Genomic DNA, 25,065 nt, shown 5'->3' with positions numbered 1-25,065 from the left:
GTCCGGATGCTGGGAATGTTGCGAAGTATTGAGTGGTTAAAGCGTTTTCGGAGGTGGTGTCCGTGAGGCGACGGCGGGTCAGCCGGATCGCGACGATCAGCATGCACACGTCCCCCCTGGACCAGCCGGGGACCGGGGACGCCGGCGGCATGAACGTCTACATCGTGGAGGTGGCCAAGCGCCTGGCCGATCTCGGGATCGAGGTCGAGATCTTCACCAGGCAGACGGCTCGTGAACTTCCCCCGGTCGCCGAGATCGTCCCGGGCGTCTCCGTCCGTCACATCACCGCGGGACCGTACGAGGAGCTCGACAAGGGCGACCTGCCCGGCCAGCTCTGCGCGTTCCTGTCGGGCGTGCTGCGCACCGAGGCGATGTACGACCCGGGACGCTACGACCTGATCCACTCCCACTACTGGCTGTCGGGCCAGGTGGGCTGGCTGGCCAAGGAGCGCTGGGGCGTGCCGCTGGTGCACACCATGCACACCATGGCCAAGGTGAAGAACCTCCTGCTGGCCGAGGACGACAAGCCCGAGCCGACCGGGCGGGTGCTGGGCGAGGAGCAGGTCGTCCAGGTCGCCGACCGCCTGGTGGCCAACACCCCGACCGAGGCCCGCGAGCTCGTCGACCTGTACGGCGCCGCCTCCGGCCGCGTCGCCGTCGTCAACCCCGGGGTGAACCTCGGCGTCTTCCGGCCGGGATCCCGCAGGGCGGCCCGCCGCAGGCTCGGCCTGCCCCGCGACGCCCACGTGCTGCTGTTCGTGGGCCGGGTGCAGCCGCTCAAGGCCCCCGACGTGCTGCTGCGCGCCGCGGCCCGGATGCTCGCCGAGCGCCCCTCGCTCCGGGAGAAACTCGTCGTCGCCTGCGTCGGCGGCCTCAGCGGCAACGGCCGGAGCCGTCCCTCGTACCTGTCCGACCTGGCCGCCTCCCTGGACATCGAGGACGTCGTCAGGATCGTCCCGCCAGCGCCCCAGCCCGAGCTGGCCGACTGGTACCGCGCGGCCGACGTCACCGCCGTCCCCTCGCACAACGAGTCGTTCGGCCTGGTCGCCCTGGAGTCGCAGGCCTGCGGCACCCCGGTCGCCGCGGCCTCCGTGGGCGGCCTGCGCACCGCCGTGCGCGACGGCGTCTCCGGCGTGCTCGTCGACGGCCACGACCCGTACGACTGGGGACGGGTGCTCACCCGGTTCGTGGACCGGCCCGCCTGGCGTGACGCGCTGTCGGCGGGCGCGGTGAACCACGCGGCGGCCTTCGGGTGGTCGGCCACCGCCGCCCGCCTCTCGGAGGTCTACGCCGGGGCGATGGCGCACCTGCACCGGGTCCCGATCGCCGTCTCCTGCTGATCCCGCGCCCCGCCGCCCGTACGCCGTACGGCGGGGCACGCCTCTCCGGGGCTCCCCGTCCCGCCCGTCGTCCCTCCGCCGTACGGCGGGGCACGCCTCTCCGGGTTCCCCGTCCCGCCCGCCGTCCCCCGCTCCGCGTCCCTCCGCGCGGGCGGCTCGTAGGGTGGACGCATGCGCGAAGTGATCGAGGCGGCGCTGAAAGGCGCAGAGGTCTCCTACGAGGAACCCCGGCCGGGGGCGTTCCTGGTCAAGCTCCCCGGCCAGCACAAGCTCGCCACCATGACGTGGTTGATCGTCGGTGACCAGGCGTTGCACGTCGAGGCGTTCTTCTGCCGCCAGCCGGACGAGAACCACATCGAGTTCTACCGCTGGCTGCTGACCAAGAACGGCTCCATGTACGGCGTGCACTTCGCCCTCGACCCCGTCGGCGACGTCTACCTCGTCGGCCGGGCGCCGCTCGGCGCGGTCTCCGAGGAGGAGATCGACCGGCTGCTGGGCTGCGTGCTGACCTACTCCGACGAGGGCTTCGACCGGGCGCTGGAGCTGGGCTTCGCCTCCTCGATCCGGCGCGAGTGGGAGTGGCGCGCCAAGCGCGGCGAGTCGCTGGCCAACCTCAGGGCGTTCGCCCGGTTCGCCGAACCCGGCGACTGATCCCCCGCCGGACGTTTCGGCCGGCGCCGAAGGGTTCCGCGCCTAGCGTGCGGGTCATGACCTCTCAGCCGAACAGCACGGCCCGGCCGGCCCAGCCGATCGTCGTGAGCCGCTACGACGAGGTGCGGGCGCTCCTGGCCGACCCCGCCCTGACCGTGCCCGAGGTGCCGCGACCGCCCTTCTCGCTGACCGTCGCCTGGTTGCGCGGCGCGGTCGGCCGTTTCGCCGACGGCCCCGTGCACGCCGCCCGCCGGGCCGCGGCGGTGCGCGTGCTCGACGGACTGGACGAGCGGACGCTGCGCGCCGAGGCGTTCCGCCGTACGGCGGGGCATTCCAGCCCGGAACTGGTGCCGGTGGAGGTGCTGGCCGTCGCGCTGGGCGTTCGGGCCGAGGACGGCGCGCGGGCGGCGCGGGCGGTCGCGGCGCTCGCCCCCGCCTATCCGCCCCCCGCGACCCCGCCCACCTCACCTGTCCAGGCCGCCCCGTCCACCCCTGCGGACGACGACGCGGCCGACGCGGGCCTGGCCGAGCTGTCACGGCTGCTCGGCGACCCTGAGCCGGAGCGGCTCGCCGTACTGGCCGGGCTGCTCGCCCAGGCGTGCGCGGCCACCGCGGGTCTCGTCCGGAACGCCCTGGCGGCGGATGGACCCACCCGGAACACGCCGGGAGCGGGCGGAGCCGCTCGGAAAGCGCAGGGAACCGCCGATCCCGACGGGAGTACGCCGGAGGCCGGCGCCGGCCTCTGCCCGGTGGAGAGCCTGCTGACCGAGACGCTGCGCCACGACCCGCCCGTGCGGATGCTGCGCCGCGTCGCCGTACGGCGGGCCGCCGGGGGAGTCCTGGCCGGGACGACGGTTCTGCTGGACGTGGCCGCGGCCAACCGGGACCCGCGCGTGTTCGACGATCCGGACCGCTTCCGGCCCGGCCGCTCCCCGCGGCACCTGACCTTCGGCGCCGGACCGCGGCCCTGCCCCGCCGAACGGATCGCGCTGGCACTGGCGGCCGGCGTGGTCGAGGCGGTACGGCGATGACGGCGGAGACGGTGTTCGAGCGCTTCAGGGCGCTGCACCACGGCCCCGAGCCGCTGGTGCTTCCCAACGCCTGGGACCACGCCTCGGCCGCGGTGCTGGCGGCGGCCGGGTTCGCGGCCGTGGGGACCACCAGCCTCGGAGTGGCGGCCGCGGCGGGCAAGCCGGACGCCGCGGGCGCGACCCGCGCCGAGACGCTGGCGCTGGCCCGCCGGATCGCGCACCTGGACGTCCCGGTCACGGTGGACATCGAGGACGGCTTCGGCGGCTCGCCCGCCGAGGTCGCCGAACTGGCCGGGAACCTGGCCGCCATGGGGATCGCGGGCGTCAACGTCGAGGACGGCCGCGGCGCCCGGCTGGCCGGTCCCGCCGAGCAGGGGAGGCTGATCAGAGCGATCAAGGACAGCGCGCCGGACCTGTTCGTCAACGCCCGCACCGACCCGTTCTGGCTGGGCATGCCCGGCGCCCTCACCGAGGCCGTACGGCGGGCGCGGATCTACGCCGACTCCGGAGCCGACGGGGTGTTCGTCCCGGGTGCGACCGCCGGACGGGACCTGGAGGCGCTCGCCACGGCGGCCGGGGTGCCGCTGAACGTGCTCGTCCAGCCGGGGGTGCCGCCGTCCCGGCTGGCGGAGGCGGGGGTGCGGCGGATCAGCTTCGGCTCGCTGCTGTTCCGCGCGGCGCTGGGCGCGGTCACCGGTACGGCGCTGGCCGTCGCCGCGGGCGGCCACCCGGTGGCCGAGGCGCCCTCCTACGAGGAGGTCGAGCGGCTGGCGGGTCCCGGTGACGGGGAGGGCCCGGCGGCCGACGGGCTCCGGTGGTGAGGAGGGTTCCGATGCGGTGGCCGCTCCGTGCCGGGGTGCGGGCACGCTCTAGGCTTGGCCGCATGGCGACTTTGGTGCTGCTGCGGCATGGCGAAAGCGAATGGAACGCCAAGGGGCTGTTCACCGGATGGGTGGACGCCGGGCTGTCGGAGAAGGGCGAGGAGGAGGCACGGCGCGGCGGGCGGCTGCTGCTGGAGGCCGGGGTGCGGCCCGATGTGGTCCACACCTCGGTGCTGACCCGGGCGATCCAGACCGCGAACCTCGCGCTGGGCGCCGCCGACCTGCTCTGGCTCCCGGTCAACCGCTCCTGGCGGCTCAACGAGCGTCACTACGGCGCGCTCCAGGGCAAGGACAAGGCGCAGACCCGGGCCGAGTTCGGCGACGAGCAGTTCATGCTCTGGCGCCGCTCCTACGACGTCCCGCCGCCCCCGATCGCCGACGACGACGAGTTCTCGCAGGCCGGCGACCCGCGCTACGCCCTGCTGCCGGGTGAGCTGCTGCCGCGGACCGAGTGCCTCAAGGACGTCGTCGAGCGGATGCTGCCCTACTGGTACGACCGGATCGTTCCCGACCTGGCGGCCGGCCGTACCGTCCTGGTCGTCGCGCACGGCAATTCGCTGCGGGCGCTGGTCAAGCACCTCGACCGGATCGGCGACGACGAGATCGCCGGGCTCAACATCCCCACCGGCATCCCGCTCCGCTACGAGCTGGACGACGACTTCCACCCGGTGACCAAGGGCGGCGAGTACCTCGACCCGGAGGCCGCCGCCTCCGCCATCGAGGCCGTGGCCAACCAGGGCAGGTAGCCCGGGCCGCGGGAACACGCGAGGAGAGAACGAAGGGGAAGGGCCCGCCGCGACGGCGGGCCCTTCCCCTTCCCCCGATCTTCCTCGATCTCCCCGATCCCGTGCCCCGGCTCCCGTGGTGACGGGCTCCGGGCCCCGATCCCGAGTTCCGCCGCAGGGCGCCTACAGAACGCCGTCCTGCGGACGGGAGCCGGTCACCAGGTAGACCACGTCGTTGGCGACGCGGACCGCGTGGTCGGCGTAGCGCTCGTAGTAGCGGCCGATCAGCGTCACGTCGATGGCCGGCTCGACGCCGTGCTTCCAGTCGTCCGCCAGCAGGGTCTTGAACAGCCTGCGGTGCAGCCGGTCCATGGCGTCGTCGTCGCCGTGCATCTCCATGGCGGACTCCACGTCGCGCGAGGCGATGCAGCTGCCGGTCTTGGTGACCAGGCGCTCGGCGACCTGGCCCATCTCCAGGATGGTGGCGCGCAGCTCCGGCGGGATCGCCGACTCCGGGTGGCGCAGCCGTACGACCTTGGCCACGTGCTCGGCGAGGTCGCCCATCCGCTCCAGGTCGGTGCCCATCCGCAGGGCGGCGATGATGATGCGGAGGTCGACGGCCACCGGCTGCTGCCGGGCCATCAGGTCGAAGATCGACGCCTCCATCTCCGTGAAGAGCCGGTCGACCTCCTCGTCCTGGGAGATGACGCTCTCCGCGAGCTGGAGGTCGGAGTCCAGCAGTGCGGTGGTGGCCCGGGAGATCCCGGATCGCACCAGGCGGGTCATCTCGATCAGCCGGTCGGTGAGGGCGTCGAGTTCTTCGTGGTAGAGGTCGCGCATGGCCCTCAACGTACGCGGGCGACGGTGAACGAACCCCGACCGTAAAGTGAACATTGTGGGAAAGGCCGTTGTAGTGCCGCTCTGAGCTGCCTGAAGAGGAAAACGCCCGCCTACCATCGGGACCGTGAAGCCTACAGGAGGACCCTATGGGTGAGCTGCTGGCGAGCCTGGCCGCGCTGGCCGGCTTCGTCGTCGGGGCGCTGGCCGTGATGGTCGTCCGGCACAACGTCGAAAGCCGTCGTGTCGTGCTGACGCCGGTGGACGACGTCGCGCCCGGCGCGCTGCCGCCGGGCGTCGCCTCCGTGCTGGCCGTACTGCCGTCCTCGGCGGTCGTGCTCGACAGGGACGACCGGGTGCTCCGGGCCAGCTCGGCCGCGCGGGCGTTCGGTCTCGTCAAGGGCGACCACCTGGTGGTGGCCGAACTCCTCGCGATGGCCAGGCGGGTCCGCCGGGACGGCGAGATCCGGGAGAGCGAGATCGAGGTCGCCGGGCACAAGTTCGGCCAGGACTCCACGTCGTTCGCGGTCCGGGTCGCCCCGCTGGGCTCCTACGGCCAGGTGCTCGTGCTCGCCGAGGACCAGACCGAGCACCGCCGGGTCGAGGCGGTGCGCCGCGACTTCGTCGCCAACGTGAGCCACGAGCTCAAGACGCCGGTGGGCGCTCTGTCACTGCTGGCCGAGACCATCCAGGACGCCGCCGACGACCCCGAGGCGGTCACCCGCTTCGCCGGGCGGATGCAGCACGAGGCCGCACGCCTGAACTACCTCGTCCAGGACCTCATCACGCTCTCCCGCATCCAGGGGGCCGAACCCATCCCCACCCCGGGGCCCGTCCCGGTCGACGACGCCGTGCACGAGGCCGTCGACCGCTGCAACACCACCGCCGCGGCCAAGAACATCAGCCTGGTCACCGGCGGCGTCGAGGGCCTGCGGATCTGGGGTGACGACGAGCTCCTCGTCACCGCGCTGCGCAACCTCATCGACAACGCGGTCGCCTACAGTCCCGAGCAGACCCGGGTCGTGGTCAGCGCGCGGGCCGTCGGCCCGCACCACGAGTCGGTCGAGATCAGCGTGAGCGACCAGGGGATCGGCATCCCGGAGAGCGCCCAGGAGCGGATCTTCGAGCGGTTCTTCCGCGTCGACGCCGCCCGCTCACGCGCCACCGGCGGCACCGGCCTCGGCCTGGCCATCGTCAAGCACGTCGCCGCCGCCCACAACGGCGCGGTGACGGTGTGGAGCAAGGAAGGCTCCGGCTCCACCTTCACCCTCCGCCTGCCCGCCTTCGGCGGGACGGCGGTGGCCGTACCCCGTACCACCCCGATCCCCCTGGAGGCCGCGCAGTGACTCGCGTGCTTGTCGTCGAGGACGAGGAGTCCTTCTCCGACGCCCTGTCCTACATGCTGCGCAAGGAGGGCTTCGAGGTCGCGGTAGCGGCCACCGGCCCCGAGGCGCTGGACGCCTACGACCGCAACGGCGCCGACCTGGTGCTGCTCGACCTGATGCTGCCCGGCCTGCCGGGGACCGAGGTCTGCCGCTCGCTGCGCCAGCGCTCCAACGTCCCGGTGATCATGCTCACCGCCAAGGACAGCGAGATCGACAAGGTCGTGGGGCTGGAGCTGGGCGCCGACGACTACGTGACCAAGCCGTTCTCCTCGCGGGAACTGGTGGCCCGCATCCGCGCGGTGCTGCGCCGCCAGGGCGACGCCGAGGAGCCGGAGTCGGCCGTGCTCGCCGCCGGCCCGGTCCGGATGGACGTCGACCGGCACGTCGTCGCCGTCCGCGGGGACCAGGTCCAGCTCCCGCTGAAGGAGTTCGAGCTGCTGGAGGTGCTGCTGCGCAACGCCGGCAGGGTGCTCACCCGGGGCCAGCTCATCGACCGGGTCTGGGGCGCCGACTACGTGGGCGACACCAAGACCCTGGACGTGCACGTCAAGCGGCTGCGCGCCAAGGTCGAGGCCGACCCCTCCAACCCGCGTTGCATCCTCACCGTCCGCGGGCTGGGCTACAAGTTCGACCCCGTGGAGAGCTGACGCCGCCCGCGGGCTCCGTCCCCGCGTACGGCCGGCGTCGCCATCGCGTACGGCCGGGGTCCGTCCCCGGCCCCGCCCACGGCCGCGGCGGGGCCGTGAGGAGGACGTGGAGAACGGGAGAGGGGCGGGCGGGGTGATCCCCCGTCCGCCCTTTCGCATGCCGGTCGGGGCCCGCTCCGCCGGCTCCGGCGTGCGGGCCGCCGGTCACTCGGTGGTCGAGGGGCTGGGGGACGGCGACGCCGTCGCGCCCTCCGTGGGGCTCGCCGAGGGGCTCGCCGACGGCGTGGCGCCCTGGCCCCCGCCCGACGCCGGCGCCAGGGTGGCGAACTCGCGGCTGCGGGTGATGACCGGAACCGTCACCGGGATGATGCCGGCGTTGGCGAACTGGAGCTGGATCTTGATGCTCTCCCCGCCGCGCAGGGGCTGCTTCAGACCGTCCACCACGATGGTGGGCGTGGGCGTGCCGATCCGCACTCCCTGGCCCGGCTTGAGCTCGACCGGCGAGGGGATCTTCGCGGTACCCACGGCCGGGTCGACGCCGACGCCGACGAGCTGGTCGGGGGCCTGCGCGCTGTTGACCAGCGACATGTACAGGGGGGTCGCCCCGCCGGCCGCGATCTGCGAGCCGGGCTCGGGGCCGAGGAAGAACGCCTGGGAGACGTCGATGCCGTTCTGCCGGACGGTGACGGCCTCGGTCGCGTGGTAGGGCCTGCTGGTGTTGGCGTCCATTCCGGTACCGCAGCCGGCCAGGACGGGGGCGGCGGCGAGGAACGCGGCGGCGACGGTCGCCCAGCGACGGCTGTTGCGGGTCACGGTACGGGGTCTCCTTGTCACACTGGATGCAGAACAGGGCCAACCCTATCCGTGTCCAATACCGGGTTTTCCGGCGGCCCGCCCGCTCGGGGAAGGACGCCGAATGCAGGCCGGGACCGCTTTTCAGCCTGGCGATTCACAGGGGCGGGCGTTTGTCAAGCCATAAGACGCCGCTTTGACCTGCAGTTATGGTGATTTCACTGTTCCGGGAGGCTGTGGATACGTGGTACTCTTGAGTACAGCGGAAGGGGTACTTGTCACATGACTTTCCAGGTCGGCGACACTGTCGTCTACCCCCACCACGGGGCTGCTCGGATCGAAGCAATCACGACCCGGACCATCAAGGGTGAGGAAAGGTCCTACCTGGTTCTCAAGGTCGACAAGGGCGACCTTACCGTCCAGGTGCCGGCAGACAACGCCGAACTCGTCGGTGTTCGCGATGTCGTCGGGCAAGAGGGTCTTGAGCGCGTTTTCGACGTGCTTCGCATGCCTCACACCGAAGAGCCCACGAACTGGTCCCGCCGCTACAAGGCCAACTTGGAGAAGCTGGCGTCCGGTGACGTCAACAAGGTGGCCGAGGTCGTTCGCGACCTGTGGCGACGAGACAAGGAGCGCGGGCTCTCCGCGGGAGAGAAGCGTATGCTGGCCAAGGCCCGGCAGATCCTGGTCAGCGAGCTCGCGCTCGCGGAGAAGACCAATGAGGACAAGGCCGAGGCACTTCTGGACGAGGTTCTCAACTCCTGAACACGATATTTCCACGGGTGGGCGTCGGAGTCGACGTCCACCCGTTCGCATCCGGCCGCGAACTGCACCTCGCGGGGCTCCACTGGCCCGGCGAGACCGGCCTCGCCGGGCACTCCGACGGCGACGCGGCGGCCCACGCCGCCTGTGACGCCCTGTTGTCCGCGGCGGGCCTGGGCGACCTCGGCGGGCTGTTCGGCACCGCCGATCCCCGCTGGGCGGGCGCTTCCGGTGTCACCCTGCTGGGTGAGGCGGCCCGTACGGTGCGCGCGGCCGGCTTCGAGATCGGCAACGTGGCCGTCCAGGTGGTCGGCAACCGGCCCAAGCTCGCGCCGCGCCGGGCCGAGGCGGAGAGGGTGCTCTCCGCCGCCGTGGGCGCGCCGGTGAGCGTCAGCGCCACCACGACCGACGGTCTGGGGCTCACCGGGCGCGGCGAGGGCGTGGCGGCCGTCGCGACCGCGATCGTGATGAACCGGGCTCCCTCGTAGGGAGGATCTCCCCCGGCGGGTGAACCCGAGCGGGGAGACGGACGTCTTCTGTACGAACGCGAAAGCGTTCCGGCGGGCGGCGCGGAATGCCCGCCGAGACATCCGGGGCGGTGGCCCGTCAACTGGCGCGGTGCGGGCCACCACCTTTCCTGAGTGACCGGTGAACGTCCTGGGTAATCCCCTGATGACATGTTCCGTACCGGGGGGAGAGCCGGACATGATCGGATCCATCATCGCCGCGATCATCATCGGTGCCGTCATCGGGGCGCTGGCGCGCCTCATCCTTCCAGGCAGGCAGAACATCTCCGTCGGCTTGACGGTCATCGTCGGCATCGTCGCCGCGCTCATCGGCACCGCCATCGCGGCCGCCCTCGGGCTCGCCCGGACGCCGGGGATCAACTGGTGGGAGCACATCATCCAGCTCGCCCTCGCGGTCATCGGGGTGCTGGCCGTGGCCCAGCTGCGACAGAAGAAAACTCTGTGACCTCGAATTCCCAGCCGTCACGCATAACTCCGGCCCGGAGGGTAGCCAACCTCCCGTGAGGTGAAGATCTCATCCCATTGAGGAGGTTCATATGACCATCGCGTCCATCCTCGGGGCCATCGTCATCGGTGCCGTCGTCGGCGCCCTCGGTCGTCTCGTGCTTCCCGGCCGGCAGCCGATCGGCTGGTTCCTGACCATCGCCGTCGGCATCGTCGCCGCGCTCATCGGCACCGCGATCGCCCAGTCCCTCGGCGTGGCCACCACGGACGGAATCGACTGGATCGAGCTCGTCATGCAGGTCGTCCTCGCCGCCGTCGGTGTCGGCCTGGTCGCCGCTCTGAAGCGGCCGCACTCCAGGGTGTGAGTCACCGGCCCGACGGCCCGCGAAGCGAGCCGCCGCCGGGCCCTGTCCCGCGGATCGTCCCGTCTGCTTCGGGGGGATCCACGGAACAGGACCCGGGGGCGGTCGGAGAACAACCGGTACGGCGGGGCACCCGACCCCGGTGGTCTCGCCGTGACCCGGACGAACGCCCTCCCGCCCGGAGGTGAGGGCAGCGGCCCGCACGATGTCGCCGCCCTCGCGGGTGACCCGCTCGGCATGCCCCAGGAGAGTGGGTCACCACCGTTTCCCCCATTTCTAGACATTTCATGAAATGGCTGGCCCTGGTCCATCCGGGGACGGGCGCGGAGGTGAGCAGGGCGCCGGCCCGCAGCGGGGCGCCGCTCACCGAGTGTGAGCGAATAGCTGCGGGCCGGTCCGGCATCGGAGAAGAGGGCGGCGGCCGCGTCGTTACGCGGCCACCGCCCTCTTCTCATGCGGTGACATCCGGGCCCTACGGCCGCCCCGTTCTCTCCACCCTGTTCTCTCCACCCGGTGCTCCGGCCCCACCGCATGCCCCGGCGTCCCCGGTTCCCGTCACGCGCCGGTACGGGCGCCCACCCGCGTCGGTACGCCCACACGCGGCGGCTCCGGATCCCATCGAGTGGTACGGCTCCCGCGGTGCGGCTCCTATGGTGCGGCTTCCATCGTCCGGCGGCGCGGGGACGGCCGGTCAGGACCTCACTCGTCCGGCGGGGTGGGAGTGCTCCGCATGCGCCCCGAGGGCGGCGGGGCCGCGGCCGTGCCGCCGTCTGCGGGCTCCTCATCGGGGTCGGCGGTCTCGGCGCCGTGTGCCGGATCGGGATCCGGAACGGGGCCCGGCGTGCCGGACCTCCCCGCCGGGTCCCGCTCTTCGTCCCCGCTCCCGTCTCCGTTCTCGTCCGCGTCGGAGATCGCGAGCATCGGCTGGGTGTCGGCCCCTCGCTCGTCGGCCTCCTGCTCTTCGGCCACGGCCTCCGGTACGGCGGGGCGGAGCGGATGGACCAGCACGTCCCCCTTCGAGGGCCGGAGCAGATCCCCCCAGCGCACCGGCCTGCCGGGCGCGGGGACCGCGGCCGGCCCGGCGGCCGGTGAGACCGCGGAACCGGAGCCGGTACGGTCCTCGGAACCGGAGGGCTCGGAGCCGGCGGAGGGTCCGGAGCCGGTGGGCGCTTCGGGGGCCGTGGGCGGCGCCGGGGTGGGGTCCGGGTCCGCGTCCCCGTCCGGGGCGGGGTCCGGGTCCGGGGCGTCGATGGGCGGCAGCTCGTCGACCTCGGGGGTCACCGGAGCCGGGGTGGGGCCGATCAGCGGAACCGCGGGCGGAAGGTCGTGGTGCGGCGCCGACTCCAGCGGCGGGGCGGCCTGCGGATCCAGCGGGGTCTCCACCGGAGCGTGGTGGACCGGTTCCCCCGGAGGAGTGTGCGGGGCCCGCTCCACGGGGCGGGCGGGCCGCGGACGCTCGCCGCCGGCCGCGCCGTCCTTCGTGTCGGTTGCGCCGATCGCGTTGCCGGTCGGGGCGGCGTATGGGACGGCGCCCGGTGAAGACGTCCCCGTGACGGCGGAGGGAGCATCCGCGCCGGAGTCCGGGGAGGGCGTGCCCGCGACGGGGGAGGAGCCGCGCGAGGCGGAACCGGAATCGGTGTCCGCGGAAGGCCTGCCTGCGATCGCGGAGGACCCGCCCGCGCCGGAGTCCGAGGCGGCGTCCGGGAACGGCACGATGTCACCGCGGTCCCGCCGCCCGGCCACGTTCCCGGCGGCCCCGGCGCCTCCCGCGTCCCCGCCGTGGCCGTCCCGGCTCGCCGTACCCGGGCCGGAGGCGGCGGCCCGCCGGCCGGCGCCGTGCTTGATCAGCAGGAACCAGAGCCACAGTGCCAGCAGCACCATCACCCACGGCGAGACGGCCACCCCGACGGCCGCCTGCCGTACGTCCAGCGAGGCCCGCACGGCCGTGATCACCTCGGCGGCGGCCGCGGCGACGAGCAGCAGCGCCAGAACCAGGGCCGCCTGCAGGCGGGCCGGCCAGCGGCCTTTCCGCAGCAGCAGCACGGTGGTCATCGCGATGACGAGCAGCGCGTCGAAGGCCGCGGGATAGAGGTAGGCCAGCCCGGGATCCGCCTCGCCGGTCACGGCGAGGGCGCGCAGATCCTTGAAGGAGAGCACGCACGCGGCGGCGGTGAGGGCGGCCACGCAGAGGCCGGCGAGGGCGATTCCGACGCGTCGTAACGCGGCCGCCGCCCTGCTCGGCCGGGCGGGTGCGGGCAGGGGCGCAGACGGGCGGGAGACAGGGTCCGCCGCCGCGGGGGGTTTCACGTCCATGGCCCTTCGAGCCTACAGAATCGGGCACGGAATGATCGGTCCGGCGAACTGTGTGATCGACCGGCGCGGACGTCCGGTACGGCGGGCCCGCCGTACCCCGGTCGGCCCGGCGGCGACCATGCCGACCGGCAGGCAGGGTGGCACGGCCGGCAGGGAGACCAGGAGGCAGGCCGGCCGGCCGGGAGACAGGCAGGCCGGGCGGCCGGGACCGGCAGGGAAGCAGGAGAGACTGGGCGCGGTCGCGTCATCGGCGGGGCGCTCATCACGAAGCACGCGTAAATGGGCATTGATGCCATTGGCCGTCAATGGTCGCAAAAGACTCGCCTGAGCGACGTCAACGTCGCGTAACCCGGCCTGTGAGGTGAGGTGAGGCGTTAGCCTTTCCTTCGTGAGCACCCTGCACCTATACGACACCAGCGTACGTACGGTCCGCGAATTCGTTCCGGTCGAACCCGGCCGGGCGTCGATCTACCTGTGTGGCGCCACCGTGCAGGCTCCTCCCCACATCGGGCACATCCGCTCCGGAGTCAACTTCGACGTGCTCCGCCGCTGGATGACCCGGTCGGGCTATGACGTCACCTTCTGCCGGAACGTCACCGACATCGACGACAAGATCATCCGAGTCGCGGCGGCCGAGGGCGTGCCGTGGTTCGTCGTCGCCGAGCGCAACCAGCGCGCCTTCACCTGGGCCTACCAGATCCTCGGCTGCCTGCCGCCGACCGTCGAGCCGCGGGCCACCGGCCACGTGCCCGAGATGGTCGAGCTCATGGAGCGGCTGATCGAGCGCGGCCACGCCTACGCCTCCGGCGGCGACGTCTATTTCGACGTGGTCTCCTACGCCGACCGGTACGGCTCGCTGTCCAACCAGAAACTCGAGAACCTCCGCGCTGCGGCGGACACCGACACCGACACCGCCAAGCGCGACCCCCGCGACTTCGCGCTGTGGAAGGGCGAGAAGCCCGGCGAGCCGAGCTGGCCGGCCCCGTGGGGCCGCGGCCGCCCCGGCTGGCACCTGGAGTGCTCGGCCATGGCCACCAAGTACCTCGGGCCGACCTTCGACATCCACGGCGGCGGCGTCGACCTGGTCTTCCCGCACCACGAGAACGAGCTGACGCAGTCGCAGGCGGCCGGGGACGGCTTCGCCCGCTACTGGATGCACAACGGCATGCTCAAGATCGGCGCGGAGAAGATGAGCAAGTCGCTCGGCAACTCCCTGCTGGTGCCCGAGGTGACCAAGAAGATCCGCCCGGTCGAGCTGCGCTACTACCTCGCCGCCCCGCACTACCGCTCCGCGATCGAGTACTCCGAGGAGGCGCTGTTCGAGGCCGCCGCGGCCTACCAGCGCATCGAGGGCTTCGTCACCCGTGCCGCCGAGGTCATCCACGACGTCGACGCGCACGCGCCGCTGCCCGAGTCGTTCGTGGACGCCCTCAACGACGACCTGAACACCTCCCAGGCGCTCGCGGTCGTCCACGAGGTGGTCCGCGAGGGCAACGTGGCGCTGGCCCAGGGCAACAAGGAGCAGGTCGCCAGGCTTCTCGCCGAGACGCAGAACATGCTCGACGTCTTCGGTCTCGACCCGCGCTCCGAGCAGTGGCGCTCCTCCGGAGGCGACACCGGGCTGCGCGCCGTCGTCGACGCGCTGGTCGGTGTGGCCCTGGAACAGCGCCAGGCGGCCCGTGCCCGCAAGGACTTCTCGGCGGCCGACGGCATTCGCGACCAGCTCTCCCAGGCCGGTATCACCGTGGAGGACACCCCCCAGGGCCCCCGCTGGGAACTGTCCCGGTAAAAGCAGGCCGTACCCTATACAGCATGGCTGGTGGGGGTAGAGGGTCCGGGCGGCCCGCGAAGAAGAAGAGTCCGACCAAGGGCACGGGCGGCAACGTCCGCCGTGGCCTCGAGGGCAAGGGGGCGACCCCGCCGGCGCACATGCGGCACTGGTTCAAGGACAAGGCGCGCACGGAGCGGATCGAGCGCGAGGATCGGACCGGCAGGTCCTCCTCCTCGCGCACCCCGGCCCGTGCCAAGCGCGGCGACGACGCCCCCGAGTACATCGGCGGGCGCAACCCCGTCGTGGAGGCGCTGCGGGCCGGGGTGCCCGCCAGCACCCTCTACGTCGCCACGCGCATCGACAACGACGACCGGGTCAAGGAGTCGATGCGGATCGCCGCCGGCCGCGGCATCGCGATGCTCGAGGTCGGCAGGGAGAAGCTCGACCGCCTCACCGAGGGCGGGATCCACCAGGGCCTGGCCCTGCAGATCCCGCCCTACGACTACGCACACCCCGACGACCTGGTCGCCATCGCCCAGGACGCCGCCGAGGTGCCGCTGATCGTGGCGCTCGACGGCGTCACCGACCCGCGCAACCTCGGCGCCATCGCCCGCTCGGCCACCGCGTTCGGCGCCCACGGCCTTCTCGTCCCCTCCCGCCGCTCGGCCGGGGTGACGGGCGGAGCCTGGAAGACCTCCGCGGGCACGCTGGCCACCCTGAAGGTCGCCCGGGCGGCCAACCTGACCGCCGCGCTGCGCGAGTACCGCGAGGCCGGGCTCTTCGTCGTCGGCCTGGACGGCGAGGGCACCGTCGAGCTCGCCGACGCCAACCTCCTCGACGGCCCGCTGGTCGTGGTCGTCGGCTCGGAGGGCAAGGGCCTGTCCCGCCTGGTCCGCGAGGCGTGCGACCTGGTGGTCCGCATCCCGATGAACGCCGCGGCCGAGTCCCTCAACGCGGGCGTCGCCGCGGGCATCGCCCTCTACGAGGTCTCCCGCCACCGCAAGCGCTGACGCACCGGCCCTCCGCCTCCGCGCCTTCGTGCCTCCGGGTACGGAGGCGGGCCTCCGGATCCGGCGTGCGACCGTGTCCAGGCGCCGGACGCGCGGCCATGCCGTACGGCCGACCGGACGCGGCGCGGCCGGCCGGGCGCGGGGTGGTGCCGCACGGCCGACCGGCCGGGTACGGCGCGGCCGGTCGGCGGCTCCCTGAAGGAGTCTTCCCTGGTCAGGTAGGGATTCGGCGTCCCGGGTAGGTAGGGGGCGGGAAACCCGTTCGACGGCGACCGCCCGCGGAAGCCGTACGGCCCGCCGGGCGGGAGATCTCCCAGAGAGGTGGGAGCGCCGCCTCCGGCGGACCCGCGGGGTCCGGGAGAGGAGACGCTCTCTCGCGGCGCCCGCCCGGCCGGCGGCGGGCCGAGCCCCGGAGGACAGAAGTTGATCTTCTTGATCGCTCTCGTCTCGGCGTGCCTGCTCGGCCTCGGGTTCGTCGCCCAGCAGCACGCCGCGTACCGTGAGCCGCTGGGGGAGATCCTCCACCCGCGTCTGCTGATGCACCTCATCCGCTCCCGCCTCTGGCTGACCGGGATCGGCCTGATGTTCGCCGGCCAGGTCGTCACCGCGGTGGCGCTGTACCAGGCCGACCTGACCAAGGTGGGACCGCTCCTGGCGACGAGCCTCCTGTTCGCCCTGGCCGCCGCCCACGTGGTCTACCAGGAGCACCTGAGCCGGATGGAATGGCTGGGCGCGGCGCTGGTCAGCGGAGGGGTGGCGCTCTTCCTGGTCTTCGGGCAGCCACAGGGAGGCAGCTCACCCGGCCCGGACTCCGCGCGCTGGCTCGCACTGCTCCTCGTGGTCGCGATCGCCGCCGTCCTCGTCGCCGTCGGGCTCCGCCGCCCCCTGCAGGTGGAGGCGTCCCTGCTGGCGGGCGCCGCCGGAATGCTGTACGGCGTGCAGGACGTGCTGACCCGCGGTTCTCTGCTCAGGCTGCGGGAGGGCGCGGACGTGTTCGCCGCGAGCTGGCAGCCGTACGTCCTGGTCGGCGTCGCCCTGGTCGGCCTGCTGCTCGGCCAGAGCGCCTTCGACGCCGCGCCGCTCCGGATCTCGCTGCCCGCCGCCACCGCCACCGAGCCGATCGTCGGGATCGTGCTGGGCATCGTGATCTTCTCCGAGCAGGTGCGGGTCACGTCCGGGGCGCTGGCGGGAGAGGTCATCGGTCTGATCGCGATGGTGGCCGGGATCTTCATCCTCGGCCGCTCACCGTTCCTGGCCAAGTCGGAGCAGGCCGCGCCCCCGCGCTCGGAGCCGCATCCGGGAACCCGGTGATGCGCTCATCTCCCTCGTCGCTTCGTTGTTCCTCCGGAGCGGTGATCTCCAGGTTCCCAGGTCCCCGGGCCGGTGACGTCCGGGTGGTCGGCCCGGCGACGTCCGCGCCTTCAGGTCGACGGCGTCCGGGCCGTCAGGTTGGTGACGTCCAGGCCGGGAGCCGACTAAACTCAGGAGGCGACCATGCCGACGTAGCTCAATCGGCAGAGCATCTGTCTTGTAAACAGAAGGTCAGGGGTTCGATTCCCCTCGTCGGCTCGCAAAGAGAAAGGCCCCTGAACAGGCGATATGCCGTCAGGGGCCTTCCTGTATCCGGTGCTCAGCCGGTGTTCTCGGCGTCTTTGGGAGCCACCGGTCTTTGTCCGCCCAGCAGAGCCCCGGAGATCGCCGTCGCCGCGCGCTTCTCGCCTTCCACGAGATGGCCGTAGACGTCCTTGGTGATCGAGATGCTCGCGTGCCCGAGGATCTCGGCGGCGACGTGCAGGGGAGTGCCCTGGGCGAGCATGAGCGAGGCGCCCGGATGCCACAGCTTGTGCGGGTGCCAATGCCCCAGGCCGGCCTTGCGCGTCGGCCTGGCGAACAGGTGCGTGAAGGTGCCCGGGGCCGAGGGGTTGCCGAACGCGGTCCGGAAGATCGGACCGTGCTCGGTCCAGGACTCGTCCGCTTGGAACCGCTAGGCGTTGTGTGCCGTCTGGATGCCGCTCTCAAAGAAGCCGGCCAGCGTCTTTGACAGCGATCAAGAAGATTTCTGAGACTCATTCAGCGGGAATGCCAGTAGACATGTAGCCGCTACGGCGAGACCGGCTGATAGTACGAGTACCGCAGTGCCGGCTGTGGATCCTGGCTCTGTCAGGTCATGGGCGGCGAGAGAAAAGGCGGCGGCCCGAGCCGCAGTCGTACCGCGCGCCCGCCGTACCCGGCTGACCTGCCGGCCACCGGCCCACCGCCGCTACGCGTCATCGCCTTCTCCCGCCTCACGTCGTCGAGCCGCTCGCTCCTCCGCCTCCCGCTTCTGCGCTGCTCTCTCCGCCGCCACACGCTCCCGCGACTCCGCGTCCGCCGCATCGCGCTGACGTGAAAGCTGTCCTCGGCGATCATGCGTGAGCGCCAGCCTTATCGCCACGTAGATCACCAAGAACAGCACCACCATTGAGAACAACCACGAAAGCACTCCCCACAGCCATACGAACAGCTCTCTCAACTCGTTCACCCGGCCCTGGTTTCAGCATCCGATCATTTCGATCAAGCCTGCCCGATCCATCCCATGCCGTCTATTGCCTTCGGTGAGGGTCTCTGGCCTCGGCCTGCTCCCCGGAGGGCAGGGCGACGGCGATGGAAAGATCCGGCAGGCGAGATCTGCGGACGGCGTTTCCGCGCTCTTTCGCTGTGACCTGCCATCATGGGATGATCTTCGCTGTGAACGAGCCGGAGAAGGTCCCTCCGAGCGAGAAAAAGAGCGACTTGGAGACCGTGAGAGCCTATGGGAATGCGGCCTTCGCTCTCGGGGCGGCACTGGCTCTCCTGCCCCTCATCGCCAATGACGGCGAACTGCCGGACCAGGCTCTCATGGGAACGCTGATCTTCGCTGTCGTCGGCGTCGGCCTACGGATCGAGGCGGCGATTCGGGAGCATGGACGCTAGCTTGACGGCAACCACGGGACACTCCGAATGAGCTCGTGGGCGCATGCTCCTCGAAGCGCAGTCCTCCGGAACCCCGCCGACACTCCGATTCTGGGAGCCGGCTTGGGAGCCACCCATTCTTGGTCTTTCTAACGCTCTGCTGACAGCGGGAGGAACGGCGGCCTTGAAGAGGCATCCCGGCATGTGGACCTACGATCCGGAAGCCGAAGGCACCTACGTCTATCTGCACGGCCCGATCTCTCCGGGCGCCGCGGTGAGGACGGTCACGGTGGACGACGCGATGGTGAACTTCGACCTCGACGAGGACGGCAAGGTGATCGGCATCGAGATCCTCGCCGCCTGGCCGGGAGAGCACGACGCTGAAAATGGGAAGGGGCTCTCCGACGGGGAAGAGCCCTTGAGGGAAAACGAGGCCTCAGGTTGAGCCCTCGACCGCCTGAGCGAAGACGCCGGTGACTGCCGGGCGGCCCGAAGCCGCCCAGCGAGGACAAGGGGGCCGAGGACTCATTCGATGTCCGCCTCCGGCCAGGGAAGGTGCGTTCGCCTCTGCCGGCGGAGCAGTGGGCGGCCATCGAGGAGTTCTCCCGCTTCACCGATGATGACGACGGGTACATGCTGTCGCTCACCAAGGATCTCGTCGGTCTGGCACGTCGCGCGAGGGATGACGATCAGCTGCTCTACTGCTGAATGTCCTTGTGACGAGCCTGTCGGCCGTACCCGATGGGTGGGGAACAACAGGGAACTTCGTCGCTCCTGGAATTCGGGCTGTCTCCCCGAAGTGATTCCGACTCCCGGCTCCTTCCGCGAGGGGATGCGCCGGCCGGCGGGCCCGTTCCTTACGGCTACAGGCAGTTGACCGACGCGGCTCGGGAGTTGTTGTACGAGCAGGAGTCGATGAGCTTTCCGGACGGGTTGCGCACGTAGCCCGTGTCCGAGGTCTGGTTCCAGATGTAGGCGAACGTCCCCCCGGACCGGCCCCAGTAGCGGACGGTCGAGGTGTTCCTGCCCTTGCCGGTCCGGACCGTGACCGTCTTCCCGGCGCCGAGGGTGAACGCGTCGAACGTGTAGACGTGGTCCGGCGCGGACGTCTTGTCGCGAAGGGTCCACCCCTTGAGGTTGATCGTCTTCCGGGTGGTGTTCTTGAGTTGCGCCCATTCGCCGTTCAGGCTGGTGTTCGCCCCGTTGTCCGGTGACCCGGGGGAGTTGTAGTAGATCTTCACGAACTGGACCACGGGGAGCGTGGCGGCCTGTGCCGGTGCGACGGACACGAACGGCAAGGTCAGAGCGGCGGCGAACAGGGCGAGAGGGAGGGGGCGCACCGTGAGTCCTTCGGCATGTGAGGTATGAGGCAAATGTGAGACGGTTGCCCCGCGGTGCAGGTTGGCATGTGAATTCGGTTTTCTCCGCATATCGCAGGATCGACCGGATTTCGTCCGGCGCAGCGGGAGTCGGCGGGCCGCCGGTCGGCGTACGCGGGGGCGCGGTTCTCTTTCATCGGCATCGGTTCAAGCCCGCAGGTCTCTTTCATCGGCATCGATGCAGGCCCGCAGGAGGAAGTCGATGACGGGAGCCGTGCCGTCAGGGACCCGTCGTTTCGAAAGGCCTGAGCCGGGCTGTTCGTCTCTCCCGCCATTTGGAATGCGCAAGAGCCTATGGCACCGAGCTTGAAAGGTCAGCGTCACCAGAAGAGAGTGGTCGTTCACCGGTCGATGCGGGATCGTCCGGCCCGCCGTGCCGTCATGGGGTACGGATGACATGTGCGCCCTTTTCTCTGCTCGGTCGTTCTGGTCCTTCTGATGTCGGGGTGCGGCACCACCGGTGACGCCGCTGAGGAGAATGCCCGGGCACAGGCGGAAAGCCTGGCCGAGGCGCTCGGGAACGTCATGTCCTGGAAGACGGAGGACTTCGGGTTCTTCGTCTCCCGGCGAGAGGGTGTGGACCTTCTGGCCATCGGCGGTGACAAGCGGAACAGGGCCGATCCGCTGAGGCTGGTGGTGCGGGTCGTGGGCACGGCCACGGGTGCGGCGGGCGGAGCCCGTCCTGGGGCGTCCACCCCGCCGCCGGATGCCGTCAGGTGCTTCGAGATCGGCGTCTACCGATCCGACGTCGCCGTCGACGACGTCGACTGCCCCCGGCGAACGCCCCTGCGTTTCCCCGGCCCGCCCAGGTTTCCCGCCCGGATCATCGAACGGTTGCGGGACACCCTGCCCCGCCGGGCGGATCCGGCGAAGGTCCGGCAGGCCGTGTCACGACTGGACCTGGACCGGAGGATCACGCAGGAGATCACCGTCAGGGACGGGACGATCGGTGTCGCCCTCAGGGAAGGGGCCGACGGCACCTGCCTGTACGCGCGGGTCGGGGCCGGTCGGGTAGAGGTCTGGCATCCGTACCGCATCGTTCCGGGCGGCGACGACGTCGAGTCCTGCAGGGCGGTCGGCGCGGCCCTCGGGTATTTCGAGCGGGCGAACCACTGAGATCCGCCACGGAGGCCCCGCCGCGGGCGGGCGTCCCCGCAGGACCACCGGAGCGGTCTCGCCCGGCGCCCGGCGCGATCATCCACACCCCGCCGGAGCGGCTGTCGGACCCGGCCGCCTGCTGTTCCGCGAACCGGCCGGTTCCGAGGTCACAGCGGGGTGACCGGCGAGGCGTGAGGTGCGTAGACCAGGGCGTCGTACGCCTTGGCGGGGACCGTTTTCACGGTGTAGGCCGCGAGCACGCCGCTGTAGGCCGACTGGAAGGCGTCGCCGACGCTGCCCATCGGGATCTCCGTGTTGAGCAGCTTCCGGTTGGCGGGCTGCGCCGAGGCCCGCCTGATGTCCACGTAGCCCAGCGGTTCGCGGCCGAACAGCTTGGCCAGGGGGGAGGGGTTGGTCACGCTGAATCGTCTGCGTTCCCCGGAGGCCTCGTCCTTGCTGATGAAGGTGCTCTCGCCGAAGTCCGTGCCGATCGTGAAGTAGTCGCCGCCGTACGCGGCGGCCAGCCGCCGGCCCATCGACTCGTAGGAGAACGCCGCACCGCTCTTGTCGATGTGGCCGTTGTGACCGGCCAGCACGAGCTGCTTCCGCCCCTGGCCGGCCTCGACGTCGGTGATCCACGTGACGTTCTCGGCCATCCAGGCGTCACGTTCGGCGGCGTACCGGTCGCCGGAGGTCTGCAGCCGCGCGCCGCGCAGGATGGTCTCGGCGTGGTGCTCGGCGAGGACGAACGCCTCCGGAGAGGAGGCCTTCACGTACCTCTCCCGGCCGGTTCTCATCTGGGCGACGATCCGCTCGGCGGCCGTGGCGGCGGCGGCCGTCTTCTTCTCGTCCTGCGTGGCCCGGCCGGCGTCGGTGAGGCCGGCCAGTGACGTCTCCGCCTGCCGGCCCAGCGCCGGATCCACCTGGGCGAGGTAGCTCAGCAGCCGCTTCTTGTTGAGGTCGTAGCGCTGCATGTCGAAGCCGTACAGGCGCACCTTGTCCGCGTCGGAGACGGTGGCGTTGTGGTCGTGGATCCAGGTGAGGAGGTCCGCGGTCTCCCTGGTCCGGTAGATGTCGAAGCCGAGCGCGGTGGCGGCCTCCTCCGCGCTGCCCCGGTTCTCCCTGACGTAGTCGTCGGCGGCGGCGGTGCCGCCGAAGTCGGCCTCCAGGGCGATGGCGCGGAAACCGTGCTCGCGCACCAGGGTACGGATGATCGACAGGCGGACCTGGGCGAACTCCCTGTTGCCATGGGTGGCCTCACCGATCCCGACCAGGCGTCTGGCCGCGGCGGCGTCGAGCGGTGCTTCGCCGACGGCGACCACGGCGTCGGACGTCACGTGGGAGGTGTCCACCTTCGTGGCCGCGCAGCCGGTCGCGGCCAGCGCGGCCAGTGCGGCCAGTGCGGCCAGTGCGGCGGTGAGCGGCGTGCGGGTGCGGGCGTCTCCCATCTCAGCCGATCTCCTTGCGGATCACGCGCGCCGTACCGGCCGCCAGCGGGACGACGATCCAGAAGGACACCGAGGCGGCCAGCCGGGCGACGTCGCCGCCGGTCATGTGCCCCTCCACCAGGGGGCCGGCCGTGGTGTTCAGGTCGAGCCAGCCGGCCAGGGTCTCGCCGACGGAGCCGATCCTGGCGACCGCGCTCCACAGCGCGGGAGCGGACAGGCAGATCACGATCGCGGCGGGGGCGTTCAGCAGCAGCATGCCCAGGGCGAGGCCCATCGCGACCACGAGGACGTTCACGGCGGTCCAGCCCAGCAGCGCCACGGGCGCGACGTCCCAGTCGGCCGGGACGTGCCGGACGGCGGAGACGGCGGCCGTCACCGGCACCGCGACCAGGATCGCGAACACGGAGGCCGCCACGGCGGCGATCAGCGGCGGCAGGCACTTGGCCGCCAGCACCCGCCCGCGCCGGGGTTCGAGGGTGAAGGTGGTCAGGGCGGTGCGGTGGCTCCACTCGCCGGTCACCGTGAGGATGCCGAGCACCGGCAGCAGGGTGCCGAGGCTGAGCCCGGCGGTGCCGATCAGGACCTCCAGCCGCGGGCCGGCGTAGAGGCCACGTCCGGCGATGGCGCCCACGGTCAGCACGATCATGACCGCGGTCATGATCTTTCCGCTGCGGGTGTCGAAGAGCTTGCGGGTCTCGACGGCCAGCAGCCGCCGGAACGGGGTCGGTGTCCGGGTCCGGTCGATGCCGGCGGTGTCCGGGCCGACGGTCGTGGTGTCGCTCATGATGCTCCTGGACGCGAGGGTGTCGGGGGTGGTCATGCCGGGTGCCGGCCGGTGCCCGCGGTCAGTTCGAGGAAGGCCTCCTCAAGGCTCCGGCCCCGGCCGAGCTCCTCGACGGGGCCCTGGACGAGGACGCGGCCGTGGCCGATCATCACGATGCGGTCGGCGATCCGCTCCACCTCGTGCAGCAGGTGCGAGCTGAGCAGCACCGCGCACCCCGACTCGGCCAGTCCGCGCAGCAGCCCGCGCATCCAGTGGAGTCCCTGGGGATCGAGGCCGTTGGCGGGCTCGTCCAGGACGAGCGCCCGAGGACGGCCGAGGAGGGCGTGGCCGATGCCGAGCCGCTGCCGCATCCCGAGCGAGTAGCCCCGGACGGTCCGGCCGCCTTCGCGGGCGCTCAGCCCGACCATGTCGAGGACCTCGTCGACCCGCGATCTCGGCAGGCCGAGGGTCATCGCGCCCAGGGTCAGGATCTCCCGGCCGGTGCGGCCGGGGTGCTGGGCGCCGGCGTCGAGCAGCGCGCCGACCTGGTAGGCCGGGCTGTCCAGTTCGGCGTACGGCCGGCCCAGCACGGTGGCCGAGCCGGAGGTGGCGCGGGAGAGGCCGAGGAGGACGCGCAGGGCCGTCGACTTCCCGGCGCCGTTGGGGCCGAGGAACCCGGTGACGCTCCCCGCCTCGACGGTGAAGGACACGTCGTCGAGTGCCCTCACCTCTCCGTAGACCTTGCTGACGTGGCTGAACTCGATCATTGGTCCAGTTCACCGCAGGCGGGGCCGCCGGTCATCGGTCCTGGGGCGAGGGCCGCCGTACCCGGGTCCAGGCTCGTCGCCCGGGATCTCGACCCGGGTCGATCCGGCCCTGGACCCGGGTCGGCAGGGGGCGTCAGGACAGGGCGGCGCGCAGTGCCGGAAGGACCTCGTGGGCGAGGCGTTCGGTCTGCGTGTGCGGTTCGGGACCGGCCGGCATGAAGTTGAACGAGGTGAACCCCAGCTTCGCGAAGCCGGTCAGCCGTTCGACCACCGCCTGCGCGGGGCCGCCGAGGACGGCCGCGTCGTCCTCGGGACCGTCGATCCACACCGGGACGTTGTAGACGCAGGCGATCTCCGCCGGATCCCGGCCGGCCTCGGCGGCGGCGGCCAGGACACGCTCGCGCATGGCCGTCGCCTGCTCGGGCGGGGCGAAGCCGAGCGACGGGATCCAGCCGTCGGCCAGTCGTCCCGTGGCCGCGAGCGCCCGGGGACCGTAGGTGCCGAGCCAGATGGGGATGGGGGTGTCCGGCTTCGGCTCCAGTTCGGCGGCCTGGGTGTGGTAGCGGTCGCCCCGGTAGGTGAACCGCTGCTGCGACCACAGGCCGCGCAGGATGTGGACGGCGTCGGTCATCCCGTCGACCTTCTCGCGGGGTGAGGGCACGTCCAGGCCGAAGGCGCGGAACTCGTCGTCGGAGTGGCCGCCGCCGAGCCCGAGGATCAGGCGGCCGCCGGACAGCCGGTGCAGCGTCTCGGCCATCTTGGCGACCATCGCGGGCGGACGGTAGGGCACGCCCAGCACGCGGGTCGCGATGTGGATCCGGGAGGTGGCTGCGGCGACCCAGGTCAGCATCGTCCAGGTCTCATGGGTCGGCGAGTCGCCGCACGGGTGATCGGACGTGGAGACGAAGTCGAAGCCCAGTTCCTCAGCCGCCACGGCGTCGCGAACCGGGTCCGTTCCCGGGCCGGCCGCGGGGGAGAGACCCACCCCGAACAGTGATCCACCCATGATGTGACCGCCTTTCACCGGGGGAAGCGCCCGGTGTCCCGTACTGCCGGGACCGAAGGCGTCACACCGGATCATTTTTGTTTACATGTAACCGAAAAGCTAGGCCGCTGATCGGTTACATGTCAACCAACGCTCCAGGCCGGGACGTGCGGACGCGCCGCCGCGCTGGCTGAGCGACCGGGAGCAACGAGCGTG

The 25,065-nt window shown here is 71.7% G+C and carries 28 protein-coding genes and 1 tRNA gene; 19 read left to right on the top strand and 10 right to left on the bottom strand.

Translation table 11 applies throughout. The features are described from left to right. Window positions 1–56: 56 nt before the first annotated feature. From mshA to ACFYSC_RS17185, 5 genes are all read left to right on the top strand, one after another. A complete protein-coding gene (mshA, locus tag ACFYSC_RS17205; protein WP_389962055.1) occupies window positions 57–1,340 on the top strand; it encodes a D-inositol-3-phosphate glycosyltransferase in 1,284 nt (427 codons plus the stop codon). A gap of 171 nt (window positions 1,341–1,511) precedes the next feature. After that, on the top strand, window positions 1,512–1,991 hold the full coding sequence (locus ACFYSC_RS17200) for a YbjN domain-containing protein (RefSeq protein ID WP_389962053.1): 480 nt from the start codon (window positions 1,512–1,514) through the stop codon (window positions 1,989–1,991). A 56-nt stretch (window positions 1,992–2,047) separates the two neighbouring features. After that, on the top strand, window positions 2,048–3,022 hold the full coding sequence (locus ACFYSC_RS17195) for a cytochrome P450 (protein ID WP_389962051.1): 975 nt from the start codon (window positions 2,048–2,050) through the stop codon (window positions 3,020–3,022). Further along, window positions 3,019–3,843: an isocitrate lyase/phosphoenolpyruvate mutase family protein gene (locus ACFYSC_RS17190; RefSeq protein WP_389962049.1), complete on the top strand. Its 825-nt coding sequence runs from the start codon at window positions 3,019–3,021 to the stop codon at window positions 3,841–3,843. Before ACFYSC_RS17195 ends, ACFYSC_RS17190 begins: the two co-directional genes overlap by 4 nt. 62 nt (window positions 3,844–3,905) lie before the next feature. Then, the gene (locus ACFYSC_RS17185; RefSeq protein ID WP_389962047.1) at window positions 3,906–4,649 is read left to right on the top strand and encodes a phosphoglyceromutase; all 744 of its coding nucleotides are present in this window, start codon (window positions 3,906–3,908) and stop codon (window positions 4,647–4,649) included. Between the two features lie 162 nt (window positions 4,650–4,811). On the opposite strand, the gene phoU is transcribed toward ACFYSC_RS17185, so the two are convergent. Further along, entirely contained in the window at window positions 4,812–5,468 is a 657-nt protein-coding gene (gene phoU, locus ACFYSC_RS17180) for a phosphate signaling complex protein PhoU (protein ID WP_362940680.1), read from the bottom strand. A gap of 146 nt (window positions 5,469–5,614) precedes the next feature. Here phoU and ACFYSC_RS17175 point away from each other — a divergent pair, with 146 nt between their 5' ends. Together ACFYSC_RS17175 and ACFYSC_RS17170 are read left to right on the top strand one after the other, a co-directional pair. Continuing rightward, window positions 5,615–6,811: a sensor histidine kinase gene (locus ACFYSC_RS17175; RefSeq protein WP_389962044.1), complete on the top strand. Its 1,197-nt coding sequence runs from the start codon at window positions 5,615–5,617 to the stop codon at window positions 6,809–6,811. Further along, window positions 6,808–7,497, top strand: coding sequence for a response regulator transcription factor (locus ACFYSC_RS17170; protein ID WP_362940674.1), 690 nt, complete (start codon window positions 6,808–6,810; stop codon window positions 7,495–7,497). The genes ACFYSC_RS17175 and ACFYSC_RS17170 overlap by 4 nt, the downstream gene beginning before the upstream one ends. 204 nt (window positions 7,498–7,701) lie before the next feature. On the opposite strand, the gene ACFYSC_RS17165 is transcribed toward ACFYSC_RS17170, so the two are convergent. Beyond that, window positions 7,702–8,310: a copper chaperone PCu(A)C gene (locus ACFYSC_RS17165; RefSeq protein WP_389962041.1), complete on the bottom strand. Its 609-nt coding sequence runs from the start codon at window positions 8,308–8,310 to the stop codon at window positions 7,702–7,704. A gap of 261 nt (window positions 8,311–8,571) precedes the next feature. On the opposite strand from ACFYSC_RS17165, the gene ACFYSC_RS17160 reads away from it, so the two are divergent. The 4 genes from ACFYSC_RS17160 to ACFYSC_RS17145 all read left to right on the top strand — a co-directional run bounded on the left by ACFYSC_RS17160 (window position 8,572) and on the right by ACFYSC_RS17145 (window position 10,387). Further along, on the top strand, window positions 8,572–9,054 hold the full coding sequence (locus ACFYSC_RS17160; protein ID WP_362940668.1) for a CarD family transcriptional regulator: 483 nt from the start codon (window positions 8,572–8,574) through the stop codon (window positions 9,052–9,054). 17 nt (window positions 9,055–9,071) lie between these two features. Then, window positions 9,072–9,539 (top strand): 2-C-methyl-D-erythritol 2,4-cyclodiphosphate synthase, encoded by a 468-nt coding sequence (gene ispF, locus ACFYSC_RS17155; RefSeq protein ID WP_389962038.1) that lies wholly within the window; start codon window positions 9,072–9,074, stop codon window positions 9,537–9,539. Between the two features lie 217 nt (window positions 9,540–9,756). Further along, the gene (locus tag ACFYSC_RS17150; RefSeq protein ID WP_389962036.1) at window positions 9,757–10,023 is read left to right on the top strand and encodes a GlsB/YeaQ/YmgE family stress response membrane protein; all 267 of its coding nucleotides are present in this window, start codon (window positions 9,757–9,759) and stop codon (window positions 10,021–10,023) included. 91 nt (window positions 10,024–10,114) lie between these two features. Further along, on the top strand, window positions 10,115–10,387 hold the full coding sequence (locus ACFYSC_RS17145; protein ID WP_362940658.1) for a GlsB/YeaQ/YmgE family stress response membrane protein: 273 nt from the start codon (window positions 10,115–10,117) through the stop codon (window positions 10,385–10,387). A gap of 696 nt (window positions 10,388–11,083) precedes the next feature. Here ACFYSC_RS17145 and ACFYSC_RS17140 read toward each other — a convergent pair. Beyond that, the gene (locus ACFYSC_RS17140; RefSeq protein ID WP_389962034.1) at window positions 11,084–12,697 is read right to left on the bottom strand and encodes a DUF2637 domain-containing protein; all 1,614 of its coding nucleotides are present in this window, start codon (window positions 12,695–12,697) and stop codon (window positions 11,084–11,086) included. 388 nt (window positions 12,698–13,085) lie between these two features. On the opposite strand from ACFYSC_RS17140, the gene cysS reads away from it, so the two are divergent. From cysS to ACFYSC_RS17120, 4 genes are all read left to right on the top strand, one after another. Continuing rightward, window positions 13,086–14,486, top strand: coding sequence for a cysteine--tRNA ligase (gene cysS / locus ACFYSC_RS17135; protein WP_362937109.1), 1,401 nt, complete (start codon window positions 13,086–13,088; stop codon window positions 14,484–14,486). Between the two features lie 23 nt (window positions 14,487–14,509). Further along, a complete protein-coding gene (rlmB, locus tag ACFYSC_RS17130) occupies window positions 14,510–15,478 on the top strand; it encodes a 23S rRNA (guanosine(2251)-2'-O)-methyltransferase RlmB (RefSeq protein WP_389962031.1) in 969 nt (322 codons plus the stop codon). A gap of 423 nt (window positions 15,479–15,901) precedes the next feature. Beyond that, window positions 15,902–16,789, top strand: a complete 888-nt coding sequence (locus tag ACFYSC_RS17125; protein WP_389962029.1) for a DMT family transporter — start codon at window positions 15,902–15,904, stop codon at window positions 16,787–16,789. 185 nt (window positions 16,790–16,974) lie between these two features. Then, window positions 16,975–17,047 (top strand) — tRNA-Thr (locus ACFYSC_RS17120). Window positions 17,048–17,108: 61 nt separating this feature from the next. On the opposite strand, the gene ACFYSC_RS17115 is transcribed toward ACFYSC_RS17120, so the two are convergent. Continuing rightward, the gene (locus ACFYSC_RS17115) at window positions 17,109–17,423 is read right to left on the bottom strand and encodes a tyrosine-type recombinase/integrase (protein ID WP_389962749.1); all 315 of its coding nucleotides are present in this window, start codon (window positions 17,421–17,423) and stop codon (window positions 17,109–17,111) included. A gap of 315 nt (window positions 17,424–17,738) precedes the next feature. After that, on the bottom strand, window positions 17,739–17,999 hold the full coding sequence (locus tag ACFYSC_RS17110; RefSeq protein ID WP_389962027.1) for a hypothetical protein: 261 nt from the start codon (window positions 17,997–17,999) through the stop codon (window positions 17,739–17,741). 194 nt (window positions 18,000–18,193) lie between these two features. On the opposite strand from ACFYSC_RS17110, the gene ACFYSC_RS17105 reads away from it, so the two are divergent. The 3 genes from ACFYSC_RS17105 to ACFYSC_RS17095 all read left to right on the top strand — a co-directional run bounded on the left by ACFYSC_RS17105 (window position 18,194) and on the right by ACFYSC_RS17095 (window position 19,117). Then, window positions 18,194–18,430 (top strand): hypothetical protein, encoded by a 237-nt coding sequence (locus ACFYSC_RS17105; protein ID WP_389962025.1) that lies wholly within the window; start codon window positions 18,194–18,196, stop codon window positions 18,428–18,430. Between the two features lie 43 nt (window positions 18,431–18,473). Continuing rightward, window positions 18,474–18,854: a DUF2283 domain-containing protein gene (locus tag ACFYSC_RS17100; protein ID WP_389962023.1), complete on the top strand. Its 381-nt coding sequence runs from the start codon at window positions 18,474–18,476 to the stop codon at window positions 18,852–18,854. A 110-nt stretch (window positions 18,855–18,964) separates the two neighbouring features. Further along, complete coding sequence (locus ACFYSC_RS17095) at window positions 18,965–19,117, top strand: hypothetical protein (RefSeq protein WP_389962021.1); 153 nt, start codon at window positions 18,965–18,967, stop codon at window positions 19,115–19,117. A 155-nt stretch (window positions 19,118–19,272) separates the two neighbouring features. On the opposite strand, the gene ACFYSC_RS17090 is transcribed toward ACFYSC_RS17095, so the two are convergent. Continuing rightward, entirely contained in the window at window positions 19,273–19,749 is a 477-nt protein-coding gene (locus ACFYSC_RS17090; RefSeq protein WP_389962019.1) for a lamin tail domain-containing protein, read from the bottom strand. Window positions 19,750–20,187: 438 nt separating this feature from the next. Here ACFYSC_RS17090 and ACFYSC_RS17085 point away from each other — a divergent pair, with 438 nt between their 5' ends. Then, window positions 20,188–20,904, top strand: coding sequence for a hypothetical protein (locus ACFYSC_RS17085; RefSeq protein ID WP_389962017.1), 717 nt, complete (start codon window positions 20,188–20,190; stop codon window positions 20,902–20,904). A gap of 149 nt (window positions 20,905–21,053) precedes the next feature. Here the strand turns inward: ACFYSC_RS17085 and ACFYSC_RS17080 are convergent, their stop codons facing one another. From ACFYSC_RS17080 to ACFYSC_RS17065, 4 genes are all read right to left on the bottom strand, one after another. Further along, window positions 21,054–22,334 (bottom strand): erythromycin esterase family protein, encoded by a 1,281-nt coding sequence (locus tag ACFYSC_RS17080; protein ID WP_389962015.1) that lies wholly within the window; start codon window positions 22,332–22,334, stop codon window positions 21,054–21,056. 1 nt (window position 22,335) lies between these two features. Continuing rightward, a complete protein-coding gene (locus ACFYSC_RS17075; protein WP_389962013.1) occupies window positions 22,336–23,118 on the bottom strand; it encodes an ABC transporter permease in 783 nt (260 codons plus the stop codon). Window positions 23,119–23,150: 32 nt separating this feature from the next. Next, entirely contained in the window at window positions 23,151–23,864 is a 714-nt protein-coding gene (locus tag ACFYSC_RS17070; RefSeq protein WP_389962011.1) for an ABC transporter ATP-binding protein, read from the bottom strand. Between the two features lie 133 nt (window positions 23,865–23,997). Further along, window positions 23,998–24,870, bottom strand: a complete 873-nt coding sequence (locus tag ACFYSC_RS17065) for an LLM class flavin-dependent oxidoreductase (protein ID WP_389962009.1) — start codon at window positions 24,868–24,870, stop codon at window positions 23,998–24,000. Window positions 24,871–25,065 lie beyond the last annotated feature (195 nt).

Origin of the sequence: Streptosporangium sp. NPDC004379, from assembly GCF_042873875.1 — a bacterium.
Lineage (GTDB): Bacteria > Actinomycetota > Actinomycetes > Streptosporangiales > Streptosporangiaceae > Streptosporangium.
Note: the sequence above shows the minus strand (reverse complement) of the source record. Positions and strands in the feature narration are given on the sequence as shown.